This window comes from Flavobacterium azizsancarii, from assembly GCF_027980145.1.
In the GTDB taxonomy this organism is placed as follows: Bacteria; Bacteroidota; Bacteroidia; order Flavobacteriales; family Flavobacteriaceae; genus Flavobacterium; species Flavobacterium azizsancarii.
The window spans coordinates 1-20,460 of the sequence record NZ_JAMZNK010000031.1; the positions used below are offsets into that span (position 1 = coordinate 1).

The window sequence follows — 20,460 nt, forward strand, 5'->3', positions numbered from 1 at the left end:
GCCTGATTGCTATTGCTCACAACTTTTCTAAATGGATCGCTAAAATCCGTTTGGGCAATTTTAACCTCATTTTTGATCTCGTAGAAGCTTTAGAAAAGTTTATAGAAGACCCCATTTTAGCCCAAATTTACATTTTTCAAGAAACACTCTGTAAATCTACTAGTATAATAAAAGAAAGAGGTCGTCTTTTCAGACAACCTCTTTTGTTAAAGTTTTACTGGTCTCAGATCACGGCGAACTCTTGCAGTACTTTAGTAATGCGTAAAAAATAAAACATTAACTTTTCAATTAACTTAGACTAGTTTTTAAAATTGCTATTGAGGTTTTAAAATAGATAGACTTTTAGTCTCTCCTCAAACAAACCTCTGCAATTTCAGTGCATAGTTTGTTTAGTGTTTTATAAATGTACTATTAAAATTGTCTCTAGTATCAATACTGATGAAATATGTACCAGTTATTAATTGTGAAACATCTATGCTAATTAAATTTGAATTTATTATTGAGAAATTATAGTTAGATGTAATTCCCATAATATTTGTAATTCTTATTTTTGCATTTGAAATATCTTGCATACTTTGAATATTTAAAGTTGATGATGTAGGATTTGGGTATATTTTTGTGTAAGGCTCATTAGCGCTTCCTGTTAAAGATGTTTCATTGCTGTAGCTTGAAAGAGTTCCATAAATCCATTTTGTATTAAATACTCTATATTGAATTATTGCTATTCTTCTAAAATTAAAAGAAGATTCAAATTTAAAGGCAGAAACACCTCTACGTCCTCCATTGCTGATTACTTTTAGTGAAGATGATGGAGGAAGATAATCTTTTGATGTTGCACTAGGGATATTCGACCAAATAGATTTTCGATTTTCAGTTGTTTGGCTTTGCCATTGATATGAAATAGATGTGATCAGAAAATCAGTTCCAACAATATTTATATTATCTACTATGGGAATTGAGCCAGTTATTGTAGCAGGACTTTCGTATTCAGTAAGAGAGGATATTTTTAAAGTCTGGTCGCAACATATAGTATTCTCATAACGCACCCCTCTCATTAAAACTTTTAGGGGCTCACTTACTCTTGTTATATTTTTGTAAACTGCAATTCTTCTTATTAAGTAATAATTATCTTCTAAACTAGAATCTTCTAAAGGAATTCTAAAATCTAAACTACCAGAATTTTCGTTTGGTATGGTAATCCATGTTCTGTGTCCTCCAAGTGCTATATTTGTTTTGGTATACTCCCATTTATACGCGTCTACATTCACAATATTATCAGTTCTTCCAGCAATATGATATGGATCCTGTAAAATATTTAAACTTACTGATGAGCTAGTTCCATCAATACTCAATTTCTTTACACTTGACAATTCAATGAATCCATCTGAGTTTAAAGGTTCATTAGTAAAAATGTTAGTTTTAAGGATTGGATTAGGAACTACAGTAATAGTTATAGTATTACTTTTGTTTGGGTATTCATTATTCCCTTTATATCCTAATTCTCTTGTTACTGTTATATTTTTGAGTTCTGTTGTGTAATCTAAGTATAAAGTTTTAGTATTATTATCTAAATTTAAAACACTAGCATTGGCAGCGTTCCATCGACTATTTATACCATATATGTAGTTTTCATAAGGATCTAAATATTGAGAACCTGTAATAGGTGCGGGTCTGTCTCCCTGTCTTATGGTTTGATTACAACATAAACTATTCGGTATTTTTGAAGGGTTAAGAGCATCTGCAGGCGGGTTTACAACTCCTCCACCTATTGTCGCATTTTTTATAACAGCAATATAACCACTTTTATAAGTAACACTACCACTTGTTTTGTATTCTGCATAAATAAAGCCTCCTGAAGTAGGAAAGTCACCCCAGTTTAAGTTTACTACAAAACTTCTCGAAGCTACATTGCCTTCGTTAAAAATTAGAGATCCGCCATTACCTCCAGCAACGACATTGGCATTTAGTCCATTTAAAGAATAGATGCTAATGGTTCCGGTATTACCAGGAATTGACGGCATCTCAACTCGTATGCCTAATGAAACGGTCGAATAAGGTGTGCCTCCTAAATTAATTGGTCCGCTACTGCTTACACTTGCTCCATTTACTGCTGTGGGTGTTAGGATAACTTTTTGCGCGAATATTCCTGTATTGAATGCAAGTAATAGAACGAGATAAATGTAATTTTTTCTCATGATAAAAGGCTTTTAAAAGATTTATAATGAGTTAAATATATTTATTATAAAGGTATAATCTTAATTTTTAGTGTTAAATAATAAGATTATATTTATTTTTATTTAATTTGCTTATAAAAAAAAAGGAAATCGTAATGATTTCCTTTTTTTTATGAATATATCTTTCTAATAAACTTACTCGTCTAATTTCTGAGTTTCCTCATTATTCTTTCCATATTTCAAAGAAACCAAAATCCCCACTAGAAGCGAAAGAGCAATAAAACCTAATGAAACCCATTCCGGTACCTGGATAAAATCGTGGAGAATCATTTTTAATCCCACAAAAGCTAAAATAGCAACTAGACTGTATTCTAAGAAACTGAATCTTGCCAGCATATTGGCTAAGAAAAAGTACATAGAACGTAACCCCAGAATTGCAAAGATATTAGAACTGAATACCAAAAAAGGATCAGATGTAATTGCTAAAATTGCAGGAACACTATCTACGGCAAAAAGAACGTCCATAACCTCGATAACAATCAAGGCAACAAATAAAGGTGTTGCGGTTCTTCTCGCAGTTTTTGTACTAATAAAAAACTTTTCACCATCCATTTCAGCAGTGATCGGAATAATTTTTCCAAGTGTTTTGTATACAAAAGAATCTTTGGGCTGAAAGTCATCATCATCGCCGGAGAATAACATTTTTAAGGCAGTAAAAATCAAAAATGCACCAAACAAATAAGTCGTCCAGGCAAATTTATGGATCAGCATTACACCAAAGAAAATCATTAATCCACGAAAGACAACTGCGCCTAAAATTCCCCAGAATAAAACACGGTGCTGGTATTTTTGAGGTATTTTGAAAGACGCAAAAATAATCGCAATTACAAAAATATTATCGACACTTAAGGACAGTTCAATCAAATAACCTGTAATGAACTTCATCGAAGCTACGGCTGGTTTTAGATTATCCGGATTCTCAATATAATCTGTAGTATAAAGCCAATAAATGACTCCGGAAAACAGGAAGGATAATGTTACCCAAATAAGAGTCCACTTACTTGCTTCTTTAGTACTGATAATATGTGGGTTTTTATTAAAAACACCCAAGTCTAAAGCAAGAATCAAAACAACACCCAATAAAAACAAAGTCCAGACTATCATAATGCTTATTTTAAATGATTTACAAAGATAGTTTTTGAAGTTTAACGTTAAAAATTAATTATCGAAAAGTTGACTTTTTAATTGATATAGTTTGTTACATTGAGCGAAGTCGAAATGCTTGCGATGACTGATTTTGTTCAGGCACTATAAAGGTTCTCGACTCCGCTCTAACTGACAATCGGGATTTGATTGTTTTTTTGCTTCTGAGAACGTTCTGTCCCATTGAGCGAAGTCGAAATGCTCGCTACGATCGACTTTATTGAAAACAATGAAAATTCTGGATCCCGCCCGAACTGACAATTGGCTTTCTAAGGTATGTTTTGTAACCCGACAGGTTTTTAAAACCTGTCGGGTTTGAACCTGATACATGATTAAACAAAAAAAAGTGCCATCAATTAAGAGGACACTTTTAAGATATAATATAAGCTTTAAATTATAGCGCTGATTTTACAGTTTTGATAATTCTTGCAGCAATTTTGTATGGATCACCGTTTGAAGCTGGTCTTCTGTCTTCAAGGTATCCTTTCCATCCTTTTTGAACTGTGTATAAAGGAATTCTGATTGAAGCTCCTCTATCAGATACTCCATAAGAGAAATCGTGAATAGAAGCAGTTTCATGTTTACCAGTTAAACGTTGGTCGTTGTAAGCTCCGTAAACTTCAATGTGTTCTTTAACAACAGGACGGAAAGCTTCACATATTTTTTCGTAAGTTTCTTTAGAACCACATGTTCTTAATATCTCATTAGAGAAGTTAGCGTGCATTCCAGAACCATTCCAGTCAGTATCTCCAAGTGGTTTTGGGTGGTATTCGATATAGTAACCATATTTTTCAGTCAAACGATCTAATAAGTAACGGGCAACCCAAATTTCGTCTCCGGCTTTTTTAGCACCTTTAGCGAATAATTGAAATTCCCATTGTCCGCAGGCAACCTCTTGGTTAATTCCTTCAAAGTTAAGACCAGCAGCAATACATAGGTCAGCATGTTCTTCTACTAATTTTCTTCCGTGAGTGTTTTTTCCACCTACAGAGCAGTAGTACATACCTTGTGGAGCGGGATATCCTCCAACAGGGAAACCTAATGGCAATAAAGTTTTAGTATCCATGATGAAATACTCTTGTTCGAAACCAAACCAAAAATCATCATTATCATCATCAATTGTAGCTCTACCGTTAGAAGGGTGTGGTCTTCCGTCAGCAAACATAACTTCTGACATTACCAAGTATCCGTTTATGCGAGTTGGATCAGGATAAATAGCAACAGGAACTAATAGACAGTCTGAAGATCCTCCTTCAGCTTGTTTTGTAGATGAACCATCAAATGACCAATTTCCAAGTTCTTCTAATGTTCCTTTGAAATTTTCATGCTCTTCAACTTTAGTTTTACTTCTAAGATTTTGAGTTGGTTCATATCCATCTAACCAAATGTACTCTAACTTAATTTTAGCCATAATAATATAAATTAATTTTTTTGTTTTTTTCGTTGGGTCAAATATAGATTTATTTTTTTAGCCGTAAAAATTAGGGGGCTGTTTTGTTTAGTGGACTATTATTTTTTAGATAAGCGCAATTTTGAGAGGGGTATATTTTTAAAAAAGCAATTTTTAACACCTTTAAAAAATAAATTCGTAAAAATTACTCTTCTTTGCCGGGATTTAGGGTTAAGGAATTATGAAAAAATGTTTATTTAATGAAGAATACTAAGCTATTTTGTTATATTTCTTAAAATCAAATTCATTATTCTTTGTGAAAAGCTTCTAACGTTGAAAAATCATCGAAGAAAATTCTGAAATTTATCTTTTAAACAGGGTTTTTATTTGTTTATATTTGTTCTTCTTTTTTACTAAAAACTATTATAAATTTTAAACTTAAATACATGTCAACATTACGTTTCCAAGCTTTACAAGAAGCTTCTACAAGAAAGCCAGTACATTTTGAAGAAATAGACAGAAAATCTAACATTTTTGGTTCAAATGTATTTAATGAAAAAGCGATGAAGCAGTTTTTGACTTCTGATGCTTTAAAAGGAGTTAGAGATGCAATTCAGCATGGAACTAAAATAGACAGAAAACTGGCAGATTATATTGCCATGGGAATGAAAGAATGGGCATTATCTAAGGGTGTTACACATTATACACACTGGTTTCAGCCTCTTACAGGAACAACCGCAGAAAAACACGATGCTTTTTTCGAAGTTTCATATGACGGGAGTGATCCTGTAGAAAAATTTGGCGGAGCACAACTCGTACAACAAGAACCGGATGCTTCAAGTTTCCCGAATGGCGGAATCAGAAATACATTCGAGGCCAGGGGTTATACAGCATGGGACCCAACTTCTCCTGCATTTATTTACGGAACAACTTTATGTATTCCAACCGTTTTTATTGCTTACACGGGTGAGGCTTTAGACAATAAGATTCCGTTATTAAGAGCGCTTTCTGCAATAGATGAAGCTGCTACAGAAGTATGTAAGTATTTCGATAAAAATGTAAAAAAAGTAACGGCAACTTTAGGTTGGGAACAAGAATATTTCCTGATTGATAAAGCACTGGCAAATTCTCGTCCTGACCTGATGATGACCGGAAGGACTTTATTAGGACATACCTCTGCAAAAGGACAACAATTAGACGACCATTATTTTGGATCAATCCCAACTCGTGCCTTAACGTATATGAGAGATCTCGAACAGGAATGTATGTTGTTAGGAATTCCGGTAAAAACGCGTCATAATGAGGTGGCACCCAATCAATTTGAGCTGGCACCAATTTTTGAAGAAACGAATCTTGCCGTAGATCACAACTCTTTATTGATGGATGTGATGCAGAAAGTGGCAGAACGTCATGATTTTAAAGTATTATTTCATGAGAAACCTTTTAAAGGAGTAAACGGTTCAGGAAAACACAATAACTGGTCGTTGGCAACAGATACAGGAGTTAATTTATTGAGTCCGAGTAAAACGCCAATGAGTAATTTGCAATTTCTTACTTTCTTTATTAATACCATAAAAGCAGTTAATGATTACGAAACTTTATTAAGAGCTTCTATTGCAACAGCAAGTAATGATCACAGGTTAGGAGCAAATGAGGCACCGCCGGCAATTATTTCTGTTTTTATTGGAGCACAACTAACCAAAGTTTTATCTGAGTTAGAAAGCGTTACAACTGGAAAATTATCTCCAGAAGAAAAAACAGATTTAAAACTGAATGTTGTTGGGAAAATTCCGGACGTATTATTAGACAATACAGACAGAAACAGAACATCGCCTTTTGCCTTTACAGGAAATAAATGGGAGTTTAGAGCTGTGGGTTCAAACGCCAACTGTTCAAACGCGATGACAACTCTTAATGCAATTGTAGCAAAACAATTAAAAGACTTTAAAATGGAAGTAGATTCTTTAATCGACTCGAAAGACATGAAAAAAGATGATGCTATCTTTAATGTATTAAGAGAGTATATCAAACAATCTAAAAAAATACTTTTTGAAGGTGACGGATATAGCGAAGCTTGGGAGAAAGAAGCAGCAAAAAGAGGTTTAAGTAATTTTAAAACGACTCCGGAAGCTATAAAAGCCAAAGTTTCTAAACAGGCATTGGATTTGTTCTCTGAATTAGGAATTCTAAACCATGTTGAAGCCGAAGCGCGTTACGAAATAGAATTAGAAGAGTATACTAAGAAAATTCAGATCGAAGGAAGAGTTTTGGGAGATATCGCAAGAAACCATGTTATCCCAACAGCAATTCGTTACCAAAATACATTAATCGAAAACGTAAAAGGATTAAAAGAGATTTTTGGTAAAGAGTTTGAAACGATTGCAAAAGAGCAAATTGTTTTAATAAAAGAAATTTCTGGTCATATTGAAGGAATCAATTCTAAAGTATTGGCCATGACAGATGAGAGAAGAACGGCAAACCATTTAACCGATGCACAAAAAATGGCAGAGGCTTATTGCAATAAAGTGAAGCCTTATTTTGAAGATATTCGCAACCATTGTGACAAATTAGAGCTATTAGTTGACGACGAAAGTTGGACATTAACTAAGTACAGAGAGCTATTGTTTACAAAATAAATAATAATTTAACAGTTCTACCAAGCCCATCGAATTAAGGTGGGCTTTTTTTTGCTTTAATGTTAAAATAAAGCACGATCAATATGTTTTTTAACAGATCTAATGGGGTAATTGTAAATAAATTGCAATAATAAAGTAATTTCCTACTTATGTTTTTGCAGATGTTAGTAGTTCGTCGAGATAGTTTTACAGTTCATCGAAAAGTGGTTATGATATTGTAAAATAGGTATTTATACTTGATTTGATTTTGGATAAGTTTTCTAATTTTGGTCATGAAGAAAGAAAATAAAGGGTTGTAATTTTATTTTCGAATGAAAATTTTTGATGCGATGATTTCCCCAAATCACACTGACCTACATAATAAGTTGTATTAATAACCAATTAAATATATCTATTATGAAAAAAGTAATTTTAAGCGTCTCAGCGATGCTATTTGTAGGGGCAGCGGCTTTTGCACAGGGAAACACATCATCAGTAAATCAAGTGGGTAACACTGACACTGGTATTGTAAATCAACACGGAACAACAAATGGTTCTACTGTTGATCAATTAGGAGATAATAACAAATCAGAAGTTTATCAGGGAATTCAGCCAGGGCTTTATACAGCTGTAAGCAATTTAGCTGATGTAAAACAAAAAGGAGATCACAATGGTGCATTTATTTCTCAGAGTAATCATGATAACAAAGCGTATCAAACTCAAACAGGAGATTGGAACAAAGCTACAGTTTGGCAAGATCAAATAGCTGAAGCTTCTCATCCTTCTGCACTTGGAGGGCATGATACTGCAACTCAAACTCAAACAGGAAATAATAACACTGCTACCGTTGACCAGGGTACAACAGGAAATGAGAAACCAACAGGGCTTCCTTTCAATGCTACTCAGTTAGGGCATGTTGCAGGAGTGCTTGTTCCGTTTGGACCTCATAGCGAGAACTCAGCAACTCAAATTCAAAACGGAGATAACAATGTAGCTTATGCAAGTCAGGGAGGGGTTAAAAATGTTTCTTTACAAACTCAAACTTCTCCAAGCGGTACAACTGCAGCTGATAAAAACACTTCGAACCATTATCAATATGGAGATGAAAATAATGCAACATCAACTCAAAACGGTACTAAGTTAACTGAAGATGTATTACAAATAGGTAATAAAAATATTGCAACTATTTTACAAACAGGAGCTTCTCACAGCAGTATTGCATTTTCAAAAGGAAATACAAATACAATAACTGTTACTCAAAGTAACTAATACTGTAAAAAAACAAATGAGATAGTTGCAGAACGTAACTATCTCATTTTTTAATTTTAAATAAATAAAGATGAAGGCTTTCATTTTAAATAGTATAATTCTGTTACTTTTTTTGCCAGTGCTCAATGCGCAGGAAAAAGAGGATGATTCAGATTTTAAAAACTATAGTTCGGCTGTTTTTAATTCAAAACAAGTCGCATTTAGTGTCGTTTCCTCAATGGATAAAAAAGCTCAAAATGATTTAAATCAAAAAATCCAATCCGGTATTAACATACAGCAAATAGGAGATTTAAATACAGTGACAGCATTTTTAAAATCAAAAGAAACCAAAGTTGCTGTCAATCAAATTGGAGATAGTAATCAATTACTTTTAGATAAAAATGCTAAAACAATCACGCAAAATGTAGTGCAAAGAGGAGATAATAACAAAATTTCAGATTTTACATTGTATACCAATTATAATGTAAATATGGAAATGATCCAAAAAGGAGACAATCAAAACATTCAAAATATCGGAACCAATTCAATGTCTAAGAATATGAAAATTACCCAGACAGGAAATGGAGCTTCGATAATTCTTATCAATAAATAAATTTAAACATGCGTTTTCTATACCGACATATTATTTTCTTATTTCTGTTTTTTACTGCCATACTATATGGTCAGGTTCCCCAGGACAAAATAAAAGCAAAACTGGAAATAGAGAAAATCGAAGGCAATGTAAAAATTACAGGTACTGCTGAAAATCTTACAGATGTAATCAGAAGTGCTGCCTATAAAATGTCTGTTATAAAAAACAATAGTAAAAGTAATAATCAGTCTAATAATGACCAAGTTGGTGTTTTTACCTTACAGCCCAATGAACGACAAAAGCTATCAACCTCACAAATCAATCTTTCAGAAGATGATGAGGTAATCGTTTTATTATTGTTTTATGATGAAGACAAGCAAATAATAGCAAAAGATCGTGTAGTTCTGGGTGAGGAAAAAAAAAAGCCGATGTAATAGTTCTTCCTGTTGACGGATTTGTGTTAAGAGGAATTGTTACGGATGACACCAAAACAAAAATTGGTAAAGATTTTTATGATCGGTATTATTACAGGTACAATGATATTGGAATAAATGCTGAAAAGATAGTAACAATAGGTGAAGAATATAGTTTTGCAAGAAATACAGCCATAACAATAACCATCGATAATGAGGTTATTTATGAGTTTTTAGCCAGACCGGATGACGAATTTTTAGACGCCGTTGCAGAGGAATCTGTAAATGCCACCTTTACTTATTTTAAAGAAAAAGAAAAACAGCGAAAATATTTCACTCAGTATTAATTTATTATTAGCGTCATGAAATTTATTATAACCCTCGTAGTATCGCTACTACTTTCTCCGTTTATAAACGCGCAGGCTTTAGTTTATAAACCGGTAAATCCGGCTTTTGGAGGCGATACATTCAATTATCAATGGCTCTTGAGCAGCGCAGAAGCTCAAAATAAGCAGAAAGATAAAACTGCCGTAACCACACCACAAACTGATTTAGAACGATTTAAAGCAAATTTAAATGCCCAGTTATTAAGTCAGATTTCCAGTTCTCTCTACAAACAACAATTTGGTACTGATGGTATTAAGGAAGGTTCCTATACTTTTGGAAGCTATTCTGTAGATGTTTACCCATCTGCAGACGGACTCACACTAAATATTTTAGATACCAATACAGGAGAACAAACCCAAGTCATCATCCCAAATAAATAATATGAGATTACATCACTACTTACTTATTCTATTCGGATTTCTTTTTTCGGGTTGCGGTGCCTATTTTAATCAGCCAACCGGAGTCGAAAAAGCAATTTTAGGAGAAGGAACTCCTGCTACTTCATTGCTAAAAGATTTGCCAAAACCAAAAGAACCCGTTGTCGTTGGTGTCTATAAATTCAGAGACCAGACAGGACAATATAAACCTCAGGAAAACGGAAGCAGTTTTAGTACTGCCGTAACTCAGGGCGCAACATCAATATTAATAAAAGCGCTTGAAGATTCGAAATGGTTTGTGCCTATTGAGCGCGAAAATATTGGTAATCTATTACAGGAACGAAATCTGATTCGGGCAACACGTCAGGAATATGTAAAAAACGCCAATCCTAACGAACCCCAGTTAACACCTTTATTATATGCCGGAGTTTTATTAGAGGGTGGAATCGTTTCGTATGATTCTAATATTATCACCGGAGGTTTTGGGGCCAGATATTTTGGAGCCGGGGCTTCTGTAAAATACCGTCAGGATCGTGTTACGGTTTATTTAAGAATGATCTCAACATCGAACGGAAAAATTTTAAAATCAGTCTATATCTCCAAAACCATTTTGTCTCAGGCAATTGATGAAAGTTTATTCAGATATGTAAATTTTAAAAGATTGCTAGAAGTTGAAACAGGATATACTACAAACGAACCTGTGCATATGGCAGTAACAGAAGCAATCGAAAAAGCTGTTGAATCTCTTGTTTTAGAAGGAATAAAAGATAATATCTGGCAGGCAGATGCACCAAAATGGGAAGTTGATAATTTGCTGAAAGCTTATGCTGAAGAAACTAAAACTGCCGATGTTACATCACTTTACGGACGAGAATTAGAAAACAGAAGAAGTAAATTTGCTATCGAAATTTCAGGTGGGGCAACATTGATGGACGGAGATTATCAGGATCCGCTTTTAAGACCTTTTGGGCGGGGAGCTTTAAAATTCTTTATAACGCCCGGTTTTAATATCAGTGCATCTACAAATGTGGTCAATCTCGCCAATAAAAATTTACTCGACGTTGGTTATATCACCTATGATCTTAATCTCGAATGGCTTTTACTCCCTAAAGATCGTTTTACACCTTATTTGTATGGCGGAGGAGGATATGCCACAAATAGAAAATTTGAAAATGGATATAGTAAAATTCAATACGGTTTAGGTCTTGAATATCTGGCCTCAGATAAAATAGGAGTAAAGTTATTTGCAGAGCAAAATATTAATTTTAGTGATAACGTCGATTATATAAAGGCAGGAACACGAGATGATTACTATTATAAATTTGGGATAGGACTTACTTATTATTTCGCAAAAAAGAAAAAATAAAAGTCTCAAGACTAAATTTTAAGATATAACTAAAGATTTTAAATTTAAAAACAAATTAATAATGAAGTATTTATACAAAATAGCAAGCGTACTTTTTTTATTGTTTTTGGTTTCATGTAGCGAAGAGAAAATAGGAGAACTGGGATATGGTACCGTTAGCGGAAGAGTCGTTAATGCAGATACCTTTGAACCTATGGAAAATGTAAAAATACTCTCGAGCCCAACTACAAGTACAGTTTTTACAGATGCTGAAGGGAAATTTACGGTTTCCAACGTAAAAGTGGGAGAATACTCCTTTCAGGCTCAAAAAGATGGTTTTGTGGCAAAATTTGAAGCCACAACCGTTACAGCAAACAATACTTCAGAAATTGTTTTTGAACTTAAAAAAGCTACAGCTAACAACAAACCACCAACAGTTCCCGTATTGGTAAGTCCAATTGATAATAGTACAGCCCAGGCAGTATCATTAGATCTAACATGGACAGCTACAGATCCGGATAAAGATGAATTAACTTTTAAAGTTACTCTTAGAAATGATAGTAACAGCGATATAAAAGTTTATGATGCCATAAAAGGACCAAAATTAACCCTGACAGATTTAATTTATGGTACAAAATACTATTGGCAGATTGAAGTTACTGATGGAGTAAATACTCCTGTTTTAAGCGTTGTAAGTTCGTTTACTACCCTTGCTTTTCCGGCAACCAGATATTTGTTTGTCAAAAATATAAACGATAACAATGTCATTTTTACTGCTGATGATGCCGGTAAACAATATCAATTAACAAGTGCTGCTAAAAACTATTGGCGCCCACGAAGAAACAATCAGGCAAAGAAAATTGCCTTTATAGGAACAAATGGTTCTCAAAATGATATCTATACAATGAATTTTGACGGAACCGAAGTTAAGAAAATAACAAATTCTGTTCCTGTTGCGGGTTTTAATTCAGATTATATAGGCTATTCCTGGAATGCTTCAGGAAGTGAAATTATCTATCCTAACTTCGACAAATTGTACAAAATTAATAATGACGGAAGTGGTTTGACTAAAGTATTCCAAACACCTAATGGTAAATTTATATCCGAATGTGATTGGAGTGCCGATGGATCAAAAATTGCTTTAAAAGTAAATGATGCCAATGGTTATAATGCTGAAATTTATATCATAAATCCATCAGGAGTTGTAACAGCTACAATTTTGTCAGGACAAACAGGAGCGGTTGGCGGATTAAATTTTTCAGTTACCGGACAAAAGTTAGTTTATACCAGAGATGTAGCAGGCTTCGAAAACTTAAACTATCGTCAGCTGGATTCTAAAATTTTCGAATATAGTTTTGGATCCGGAGTTTTAACTCAAATCCTGACAGAAAAAACTTTAGGAACAAATGATCTGGATGTTCGCTATTCTCCAAACGAATCAGAATTAATTTTTACTAATACATCAAATGATGGTCTTTCGACAAAAAGCATCGTAAAAACGACGATAGGAGTTGTCAATTCCAGAACAGTCTTGTTCTCTGGAGCGGCAATGCCAGATTGGGAATAATTTATAGTAACCAAAATTTTAAACCGGTTTTACTTAAGAAATTCGGCAGCGTTATCTAACCTGCCGAATTTTTTTATGAATCAAAATATTCAATTTTAAATAGTATAGTCCAAAGAATTAAAAAAAGGGATTATCTTTGCACCACATCAACACAAACTAAGTTTCATGAGTTCAGATTCTAGCAAAAGGTACGCACAAAGAGGTGTTTCGGCATCAAAAGAAGACGTACACAACGCCATAAAAAATATCGATAAAGGTTTATTTCCTCAAGCATTTTGCAAAATCGTTCCGGATTACCTTACCCAGGACGAGGAATATTGCTTAATCATGCACGCTGACGGAGCGGGTACAAAATCGTCTCTGGCGTATATGTACTGGAAAGAAACAGGCGATATTTCGGTTTGGAAAGGAATTGCTCAGGATGCTTTAATCATGAACATCGACGATTTATTATGTGTTGGCGCAACAGATAATATCTTACTTTCATCAACAATAGGAAGAAACAAAAACTTAATTCCTGCCGAAGTTATCTCGGCAATCATCAACGGAACAGAAGAATTAATCAACGAATTAAAATCTTTTGGAGTAACCATTCATTCAACTGGCGGAGAAACTGCTGATGTTGGGGATGTTGTTCGTACTATTATCGTAGATTCTACCGTAACGGCCCGTATGAAACGCAGCGATGTTGTAGACAATGCAAATATCAAAGCTGGCGATGTAATTGTTGGTTTGACATCTTTTGGTCAGGCAACTTACGAAAAAGGCTATAATGGCGGAATGGGAAGTAACGGATTAACATCTGCCCGTCACGACGTTTTTGGAAAATATTTAGCAAAAAAATACCCTGAAAGTTTCGATGCCCTTGTTCCGGAAGAATTAATATATTCAGGTCAGGTAAACTTAACTGATGAGGTAGAAAATAGCCCAATAAACGCAGGTCAGTTGGTACTTTCTCCAACAAGAACCTACGCGCCAATTATCAAGAAAATTTTAGACACTTATACGCCAAACGAAATTCACGGAATGGTGCATTGCAGTGGAGGAGCACAAACTAAAATTTTGCATTTCGTACAAAATTTACATATTATAAAAGACAATTTATTTCCGGTTCCGCCATTGTTCAAATTAATCCAGGAACAATCAAAAACAGATTGGAAAGAAATGTATCAGGTTTTCAATTGCGGTCACCGTATGGAAATCTATGTTCCTGAAAACATTGCACAAGACATTATTGCGATTTCAAAATCGTTCAATGTCGATGCACAAATCGTAGGTAGAGTAGAAGCAGCAGATGCTAAAAAACTTACTATTACCAGCGAATACGGAACATTCGTATATTAATATTTTAAAGGTTCTAAGGTTCTGAGTTGCTAAGATTCTAAGTTATAAAGATTCTGATCTCTATTAAAACAAAAATTAGAATTTAATCATCATCTAAGGTGTAGAGGCGCACAGCAGTGCGTCTCCCTCAAAGTTGATAGAAAACTATGCGAATTCAAATGCCGAATGTCAGGCTGAGCGAAGTCGAAGCCCTCGAAATCCATTTTCAGTCTTCAATTTAGTTAAGATTAAGAATGATTACGTTATAAAAATAATAACCATTAGCTTTTTTAGGAGCTAATCCCGCTATCCGTTACAATCTTTCGTGCCGAACCCCGGCACAAAAGGATTTTCACTACTATCGGGGCTAAAAAACACCAGGCTATGTACGAATTACTTTTTTGGAGATATTTAGAAGAGGTTTACCTAAACCATCAGGAAGTTTATGAAGCTCTTGTAGAAAAAGAACACGTTGAAGGTCTTGAAACGCTTCCGGTTGAGGTGATCATGAACAGAATCGCTTCGGTATTCTCTAAATGGGAAAAAGTCGATGAAAACAGCTGGCAAAATACTTCAGGAAAAGGCGCTTTTCAGGTAATCACAACACCTCAAAGTGTCAAAATCGACTGTTACGGAACCGAAGGCAAAACCATGAATAAATTGGTAGAGGTGATGGAAGAATTCAAATGTCCGTTATATGATCCGCAAGTTCCCGAGCGTTATGATGAAATGAGTGAATAAGTAATCTTGATATTATACTATTTGTAAATTGATAAAAAAAACACTCGTATTTATAACTTCTATTTTCCTGAGTATTATCATTGCAATGTTTTATGGTGCAATTCACAATCAATTTACATATTCTGTTTCTAATGAGTTTTTTACAGAAGTATTGTTTGAAAGATTTGGCTTTGTTCAATATGGTCAGGACACTCCGCGATTAACAGCTTCAATAATTGGTGCCTGGTCAACTTGGTGGATGGGATTAATCTCAGGTCTTGTATTTACCATTATAAGCTTATTTTATTCAAATATCAGGCAAATGATAAAAAGCATAAAACAGGCAACTTTAGTTATCTTAGGGACATCAATTACATTTGGTTTGATAGGATTATGTTATGGGTTTCTTGGTTTTTCAAGATTATATTCGACTTGCTGTTTTCCACTTCAAATTCATAATGTAAAAAGTTTTATTGCAGTTTCTGAGATGCATAGTTTTAGTTATTTAGGAAACGCAGTGGGATTATTTCTGGGAATCCTTTGGCAAATTAAAGGCATTAAGGATAATAAACGATTTCATTAATTTGATGTATAACTTTACGAATCTTTGAGTATTTTTTTTGATATTAGTGAAATAGTTATAATACATAACATAAATATTTTATAGATTAGTAAGTGTAGTCCCTACGGGACAATTTTACGGATCCTCCTTTTGTTTTCTACCAATATATAACTCCTATCGGAGTAAGTATTTTGTTAAAGAAAATATCAGGTAATTAAATTTAAATTAAATCCACGAATATGTCAATAAAAGTAAACATATTGTAGAAATTAGATGTCGCTAAATCTAGATCAACGAAATATACCAAACAAAATAATTATATCTTAGAGATTAGATATTGGGAGATGTAAATCAACGAAATATGACAATCAAAGTAAAATATATCGTAGACATTAGATGTTGTGGAGATGTAGATCAACGAAATATACCAAGCAAAATAATTATCTCGTAGAGATTAAATATTGGTAGAAACATATTTTACGAATTCCTCATTTGTGCCGTAGGGACAACATTAGTAAACCAGAAAACACTAACATTAAAGTTTTTTTTAATCTTTAAAATCAATTTTATCTGTCGCAAAAAATAAAAAAATGAATATAAATTTCAATTTCTCAGACAATATAATCCTGGAAGACGAACAAGTTTTATTACGTCCATTACAAGAATCCGATGTCTATAATCTATTAGAAATTTCGATCAATGAACCCGAAACCTGGAAATATTCATTAGTTGGAGCAGACGGAAAAGAAAATCTGATCAAATACATTCAATCGGCAATAAAAAACCGAGAAGATAAAAGAGAATTTCCGTTTATTGTCTTCGATAAAAAAACTCAAAAATACGCGGGTTCAACGCGATTTTACGATATGAATCTGGAGTTCAAAACCCTTCAGTTAGGATTTACCTGGTATGGTTCAGCTTTTAGAGGAACCGGACTCAACAAACATTGCAAATATTTATTACTTCAATTTGCTTTCGAAACACTTGGAATGGAACGCGTAGAATTTCGTGCTGATAACGCTAACGAACGAAGTATTGCCGCCATGAAAAGTATTGGCTGTAAAGTCGAAGGCGTTCTAAGAAATCATATGCCAACAATAAATAAAGAAATACGCCGTGATTCGATCGTTTTAAGTATTCTTAGAAACGAGTGGTTCGATGAGGTAAAAGAAAACCTAAAACAAATACTCTAACAAAGAACCGCAGCTTCGATCCATATTATAGGGCTGGACTTTAGTCCAGTTTAGATATAAATAATAAATAATGATTTGGCCATTCCCATTCCCATTTCCATTCCCATTCCCATTTTGGAATTTGGAATTAAAAAAATTGAAATTTAATCTTTGCTATCCATCCTGCAAAATAAGACCTTGTTCTTTTCTCATTTTTACAACTAAATTATCAATGTGGGTTTTTATTTTTTGAGGTAATAAATTCCAGTCTTTATCTTTTTTGAAATTTCTGCAGTAATCCAGGTCACATTCTACAGCCCGTATTACATATTTTTTGTTTTTATAGACAGTAATAATTTTAACGCGTCTTATTCCTCCATACTCCGTTTTTGTTCCGTACACAATTACAGGATCTATGTAGCCATCGCCATCAAGATCTTTTGTGTTGCAATATTTTGTCCAGAACCAAATCGTAGTTTCTTTTGGATCAGTGGGTTCAAGCAGATCGTTGATTCTCCATTTTTCAAGAAAACCCCCATGATCAGCCATGACACATATTGCCTGAATTTTAGTGTTTAAAGTGTCATTTTGAGTAATATTCTTTTTGTTTTCACACAAAAGCAATTCATACACACCACTTTTATCATCTAATTCAAATGCTTTATAAATCGGGAAATCAGAAAGTTGATTGAGCTCCTTTTGATTGATTTCTTGTTTTGTCAATCTGTAACTGTCTGTTTTTTGCGAAAAACCAAATGTAGTATAAGAAAGCATTAGAAATAAAATGTAATTTTTCATATATAAATGATGTTTTTGGATAGTTCAAAGATATTTAAAAGCATTTTAGTCTGGAACAATTTATATTTTTTAAAAAGCATATTTTATTGTAATTTTCTATCCTGAAATTATTGGTAAATCGTTTTAGTAAATATCTGATACAGCTTTTAGGCAAAAAACAATGATTAAAAAATATCTTATGAATAGAATAAATTGCAAAAGTTTTCTTTTTGGATTGTCATTTTTGATGTTTGGTTATGGTGCAAATGCACAGAAAAAAACAATCGGGAAACGCAATCTGATTCAGTACGTTGATCCCATGATTGGCACGGCAAAAATGGGGCACACTTACCCTGGAGCAACGGTTCCGTTTGGGAGTGTGCAGTTAAGTCCGGAAACCGATACGATTGCTTACAGTTTAAACGGAAAATACAATGGCGATGTCTATAAATTTTGTGCGGGATATCAATACGAAGACAAAACGATTGTGGGATTTAGTCACACCCATTTTAGCGGAACAGGACATTCTGATTTAGGAGATTTTTTGATTATGCCCACAACCGGAAAACTGCAATTGAATCCGGGAGTAGCTTCAAAACCATTATCGGGTTATCGATCTGCGTTTTCACATACAACCGAAAAAGCAGAGCCTGCATATTACAGCGTCTTTCTTGAAGATCATAAAATTAAGGCTGAACTTACGGCAACAACGCGAGTTGGAATGCATCAATATACGTTTCCAAAGTCAGATGAAGCGCATATTATTCTCGATTTGACCTCCGGAATTTACAATTACGATAAAAAGAATGTCTGGACATTTGTTCGCGTTGAGAACGATACTCTGATTACAGGATATCGCCAGACTAATGGTTGGGCGAGAACCAGAACAGTTTATTTTGCCATGTCTTTTAGTAAGCCAATTAAAAGCTACGGACAAGCGCCTCTTGAAAAAAGTGTCTACAAAGGTTTTTGGGGAAGGTTTGATCAAACCAAAAACTTTCCAGAAATGGCAGGTCAGAACCTGAAATTGTTTTTTGATTTTAATACTGAAGAAGGAGAGAAAATCAAAATAAAAATGGCTTTATCTCCTGTAAGTTCTGCCGGAGCATTGGAGAATATGAAAAAGGAAGTTCCGGGTTGGGATTTTGAAAAGGTAAAAAAACAAAGTCAGGAAGTTTGGAATAACGAATTGAATAAAATTCAGATTGAAACTATTCAGAAAGAAGATTTAGTCAATTTCTATACATCAATGTATCATGCCTTTTTGGGTCCAACAGAATACATGGATTTAGACGGAAACTATAAAGGTCTGGATATGAACGTTCATAAGGCGGAGAACTTTAAAAATTATACGAGTTATTCTTTGTGGGATACTTATAGAGCTTTACATCCTTTATTTAATTTGGTTCAGCCCGCCCGAAACTCAGATATGATCAGTTCGATGTTGGCGCATTCAGATCAAAGTGTGCACAAAATGCTGCCAATCTGGTCGCATTATGCCAATGAGAATTGGTGCATGATTGGTTATCATTCTGTTTCAGTAATTGCTGATGCGATTGTAAAAGGGAATGGAAATTTTGACAGAGAAAAAGCACTTCAGGCTTGTGTTAATACGGCTAAAGTGCCTTATTATGACGGGTTAGAGTATTATATGAAAATGGGGTATGTTCCGGAAGATAAAAACGGATCTTCGGTTTCTAAAACCTTAGAATATGCTTATGATGATTGGGCGATTGCTCAGGCAGCAAAAAAGTTAGGGAAAACCGATGTTTATAACGAATTCATCGAAAGATCTAAAAATTATAAGAACGTTTACGATTCTAAAACTGGTTTTATGCGTCCTAAATTAAATGACGGAACTTTCAAAAAAGAGTTTGATCCATTAGACACGCACGGACAAGGTTTTATCGAAGGAAATTCATGGAATTATAGTTTGTATGTTCCGCAGGATCCTACCGAAATGATCAAAATGATGGGAGGAAATGATAAGTTTAACGTAAGATTAGATTCTTTGTTCAGTATGCATTTGCCGGATAAATATTTTGAAAACACAGAAGATATTACAAGAGAAGGAATCATTGGGAACTATGTTCACGGAAATGAGCCTTCGCATCATGTAGTTTATTTATACAATTGGACAAATTCGCCCTGGAAAGCACAAGACAAAATCAGAATGATCCTGAAAAAAATGTACCGAAATGGTGCTGACGGTTTAGGCGGAAATGACGATTTTGGGCAAATGAGTGCCTGGTATATTTTTAGCAGTTTAGGATTTTACCCAGTTGCGCCGGGTTCTGATGAATATGCATTGGGAAGTCCGTTGGTAAAGAAAGCTGTTTTTAATTTAGATAACGGAAAAACTTTTGAAGTTGAAACCGTAAATCAATCGGATAAAAATGTGTTTGTGAGTAAAGTACTTTTGAACGGAAAACAATTAGACAAACCTTTCTTAAAACATGCAGATGTTATTAATGGTGGGAAAATTACGTTTTATATGAGTGCCAAACCGAATAAAAAGAATTATTAAAATTAAAGTTTGCCCACGGATTTATCGGGCTAAACGGATTTATACTGATTTCATTTTAGTGTCACCCT

General features: G+C 34.0%; 18 protein-coding genes. 14 read left to right on the forward strand and 4 right to left on the reverse strand.

Features of this window, described 5'->3' with window-relative positions; genetic code table 11:
- On the forward strand, window positions 1-272 hold a 272-nt coding region (locus NJT12_RS16640), incomplete at its 5' end, for a hypothetical protein (protein WP_271337058.1).
- A gap of 117 nt (window positions 273-389) precedes the next feature.
- Here the strand turns inward: NJT12_RS16640 and NJT12_RS16645 are convergent.
- The 3 genes from NJT12_RS16645 to NJT12_RS16655 all read right to left on the reverse strand — a co-directional run bounded on the left by NJT12_RS16645 (window position 390) and on the right by NJT12_RS16655 (window position 4,788).
- The gene (locus NJT12_RS16645; RefSeq protein WP_271337059.1) at window positions 390-2,195 is read right to left on the reverse strand and encodes a T9SS type A sorting domain-containing protein; all 1,806 of its coding nucleotides are present in this window, start codon (window positions 2,193-2,195) and stop codon (window positions 390-392) included.
- A gap of 174 nt (window positions 2,196-2,369) precedes the next feature.
- Complete coding sequence (locus NJT12_RS16650) at window positions 2,370-3,338, reverse strand: TerC family protein (protein ID WP_271337060.1); 969 nt, start codon at window positions 3,336-3,338, stop codon at window positions 2,370-2,372.
- A gap of 433 nt (window positions 3,339-3,771) precedes the next feature.
- Window positions 3,772-4,788 carry a glutamine synthetase beta-grasp domain-containing protein gene (locus tag NJT12_RS16655; protein WP_271337061.1) on the reverse strand — a complete coding sequence of 339 codons (1,017 nt, stop codon included), beginning with the start codon at window positions 4,786-4,788 and terminating at the stop codon, window positions 3,772-3,774.
- 425 nt (window positions 4,789-5,213) lie between these two features.
- On the opposite strand from NJT12_RS16655, the gene NJT12_RS16660 reads away from it, so the two are divergent.
- The 12 genes from NJT12_RS16660 (at window position 5,214) to NJT12_RS16715 (ending at window position 17,109) form a co-directional block, all read left to right on the forward strand.
- Window positions 5,214-7,403: a glutamine synthetase III family protein gene (locus NJT12_RS16660; RefSeq protein ID WP_271337062.1), complete on the forward strand. Its 2,190-nt coding sequence runs from the start codon at window positions 5,214-5,216 to the stop codon at window positions 7,401-7,403.
- Window positions 7,404-7,799: 396 nt separating this feature from the next.
- Window positions 7,800-8,651: a hypothetical protein gene (locus NJT12_RS16665; protein WP_271337063.1), complete on the forward strand. Its 852-nt coding sequence runs from the start codon at window positions 7,800-7,802 to the stop codon at window positions 8,649-8,651.
- A 70-nt stretch (window positions 8,652-8,721) separates the two neighbouring features.
- Window positions 8,722-9,243: a hypothetical protein gene (locus NJT12_RS16670; protein ID WP_271337064.1), complete on the forward strand. Its 522-nt coding sequence runs from the start codon at window positions 8,722-8,724 to the stop codon at window positions 9,241-9,243.
- A gap of 8 nt (window positions 9,244-9,251) precedes the next feature.
- Window positions 9,252-9,656: a curli-like amyloid fiber formation chaperone CsgH gene (gene csgH, locus NJT12_RS16675; RefSeq protein ID WP_271337065.1), complete on the forward strand. Its 405-nt coding sequence runs from the start codon at window positions 9,252-9,254 to the stop codon at window positions 9,654-9,656.
- A gap of 23 nt (window positions 9,657-9,679) precedes the next feature.
- Complete coding sequence (locus NJT12_RS16680) at window positions 9,680-9,982, forward strand: CsgE family curli-type amyloid fiber assembly protein (protein WP_271337066.1); 303 nt, start codon at window positions 9,680-9,682, stop codon at window positions 9,980-9,982.
- 15 nt (window positions 9,983-9,997) lie between these two features.
- Window positions 9,998-10,402 (forward strand): curli production assembly/transport component CsgF, encoded by a 405-nt coding sequence (locus NJT12_RS16685; protein WP_271337067.1) that lies wholly within the window; start codon window positions 9,998-10,000, stop codon window positions 10,400-10,402.
- Between the two features lies 1 nt (window position 10,403).
- The gene (locus NJT12_RS16690) at window positions 10,404-11,765 is read left to right on the forward strand and encodes a CsgG/HfaB family protein (RefSeq protein WP_271337068.1); all 1,362 of its coding nucleotides are present in this window, start codon (window positions 10,404-10,406) and stop codon (window positions 11,763-11,765) included.
- A gap of 61 nt (window positions 11,766-11,826) precedes the next feature.
- Entirely contained in the window at window positions 11,827-13,311 is a 1,485-nt protein-coding gene (locus NJT12_RS16695) for a carboxypeptidase regulatory-like domain-containing protein (protein WP_271337069.1), read from the forward strand.
- Between the two features lie 165 nt (window positions 13,312-13,476).
- Window positions 13,477-14,655 (forward strand): AIR synthase related protein, encoded by a 1,179-nt coding sequence (locus NJT12_RS16700; protein WP_271337070.1) that lies wholly within the window; start codon window positions 13,477-13,479, stop codon window positions 14,653-14,655.
- A gap of 363 nt (window positions 14,656-15,018) precedes the next feature.
- Window positions 15,019-15,375, forward strand: a complete 357-nt coding sequence (locus NJT12_RS16705; protein WP_271337071.1) for a hypothetical protein — start codon at window positions 15,019-15,021, stop codon at window positions 15,373-15,375.
- 28 nt (window positions 15,376-15,403) lie between these two features.
- Window positions 15,404-15,937, forward strand: coding sequence for a hypothetical protein (locus NJT12_RS16710; RefSeq protein WP_271337072.1), 534 nt, complete (start codon window positions 15,404-15,406; stop codon window positions 15,935-15,937).
- 569 nt (window positions 15,938-16,506) lie between these two features.
- A complete protein-coding gene (locus NJT12_RS16715) occupies window positions 16,507-17,109 on the forward strand; it encodes a GNAT family N-acetyltransferase (RefSeq protein ID WP_271337073.1) in 603 nt (200 codons plus the stop codon).
- 153 nt (window positions 17,110-17,262) lie between these two features.
- Here the strand turns inward: NJT12_RS16715 and NJT12_RS16720 are convergent, their stop codons facing one another.
- Window positions 17,263-17,886, reverse strand: coding sequence for a M949_RS01915 family surface polysaccharide biosynthesis protein (locus tag NJT12_RS16720; protein WP_271337074.1), 624 nt, complete (start codon window positions 17,884-17,886; stop codon window positions 17,263-17,265).
- Between the two features lie 178 nt (window positions 17,887-18,064).
- Between NJT12_RS16720 and NJT12_RS16725 the strand changes: the two genes are divergently transcribed.
- A complete protein-coding gene (locus tag NJT12_RS16725) occupies window positions 18,065-20,392 on the forward strand; it encodes a GH92 family glycosyl hydrolase (RefSeq protein ID WP_271337075.1) in 2,328 nt (775 codons plus the stop codon).
- Window positions 20,393-20,460 lie beyond the last annotated feature (68 nt).

Excerpts from the sequence above, each read along its gene's own strand:
- NJT12_RS16700 (WP_271337070.1), top strand. The coding sequence starts at position 13,477 with ATGAGTTCAGATTCTAGCAAAAGGTACGCACAAAGAGGTGTTTCGGCA.
- NJT12_RS16720 (WP_271337074.1), bottom strand. The coding sequence starts at position 17,886 with ATGAAAAATTACATTTTATTTCTAATGCTTTCTTATACTACATTTGGT.
- NJT12_RS16665 (WP_271337063.1), top strand. The coding sequence starts at position 7,800 with ATGAAAAAAGTAATTTTAAGCGTCTCAGCGATGCTATTTGTAGGGGCA.
- NJT12_RS16645 (WP_271337059.1), bottom strand. The coding sequence starts at position 2,195 with ATGAGAAAAAATTACATTTATCTCGTTCTATTACTTGCATTCAATACA.
- NJT12_RS16690 (WP_271337068.1), top strand. The coding sequence starts at position 10,404 with ATGAGATTACATCACTACTTACTTATTCTATTCGGATTTCTTTTTTCG.
- NJT12_RS16725 (WP_271337075.1), top strand. The coding sequence starts at position 18,065 with ATGAATAGAATAAATTGCAAAAGTTTTCTTTTTGGATTGTCATTTTTG.
- NJT12_RS16705 (WP_271337071.1), top strand. The coding sequence starts at position 15,019 with ATGTACGAATTACTTTTTTGGAGATATTTAGAAGAGGTTTACCTAAAC.
- NJT12_RS16685 (WP_271337067.1), top strand. The coding sequence starts at position 9,998 with ATGAAATTTATTATAACCCTCGTAGTATCGCTACTACTTTCTCCGTTT.
- NJT12_RS16650 (WP_271337060.1), bottom strand. The coding sequence starts at position 3,338 with ATGATAGTCTGGACTTTGTTTTTATTGGGTGTTGTTTTGATTCTTGCT.
- NJT12_RS16655 (WP_271337061.1), bottom strand. The coding sequence starts at position 4,788 with ATGGCTAAAATTAAGTTAGAGTACATTTGGTTAGATGGATATGAACCA.
- NJT12_RS16660 (WP_271337062.1), top strand. The coding sequence starts at position 5,214 with ATGTCAACATTACGTTTCCAAGCTTTACAAGAAGCTTCTACAAGAAAG.
- NJT12_RS16695 (WP_271337069.1), top strand. The coding sequence starts at position 11,827 with ATGAAGTATTTATACAAAATAGCAAGCGTACTTTTTTTATTGTTTTTG.
- NJT12_RS16670 (WP_271337064.1), top strand. The coding sequence starts at position 8,722 with ATGAAGGCTTTCATTTTAAATAGTATAATTCTGTTACTTTTTTTGCCA.
- csgH (WP_271337065.1), top strand. The coding sequence starts at position 9,252 with ATGCGTTTTCTATACCGACATATTATTTTCTTATTTCTGTTTTTTACT.
- NJT12_RS16715 (WP_271337073.1), top strand. The coding sequence starts at position 16,507 with ATGAATATAAATTTCAATTTCTCAGACAATATAATCCTGGAAGACGAA.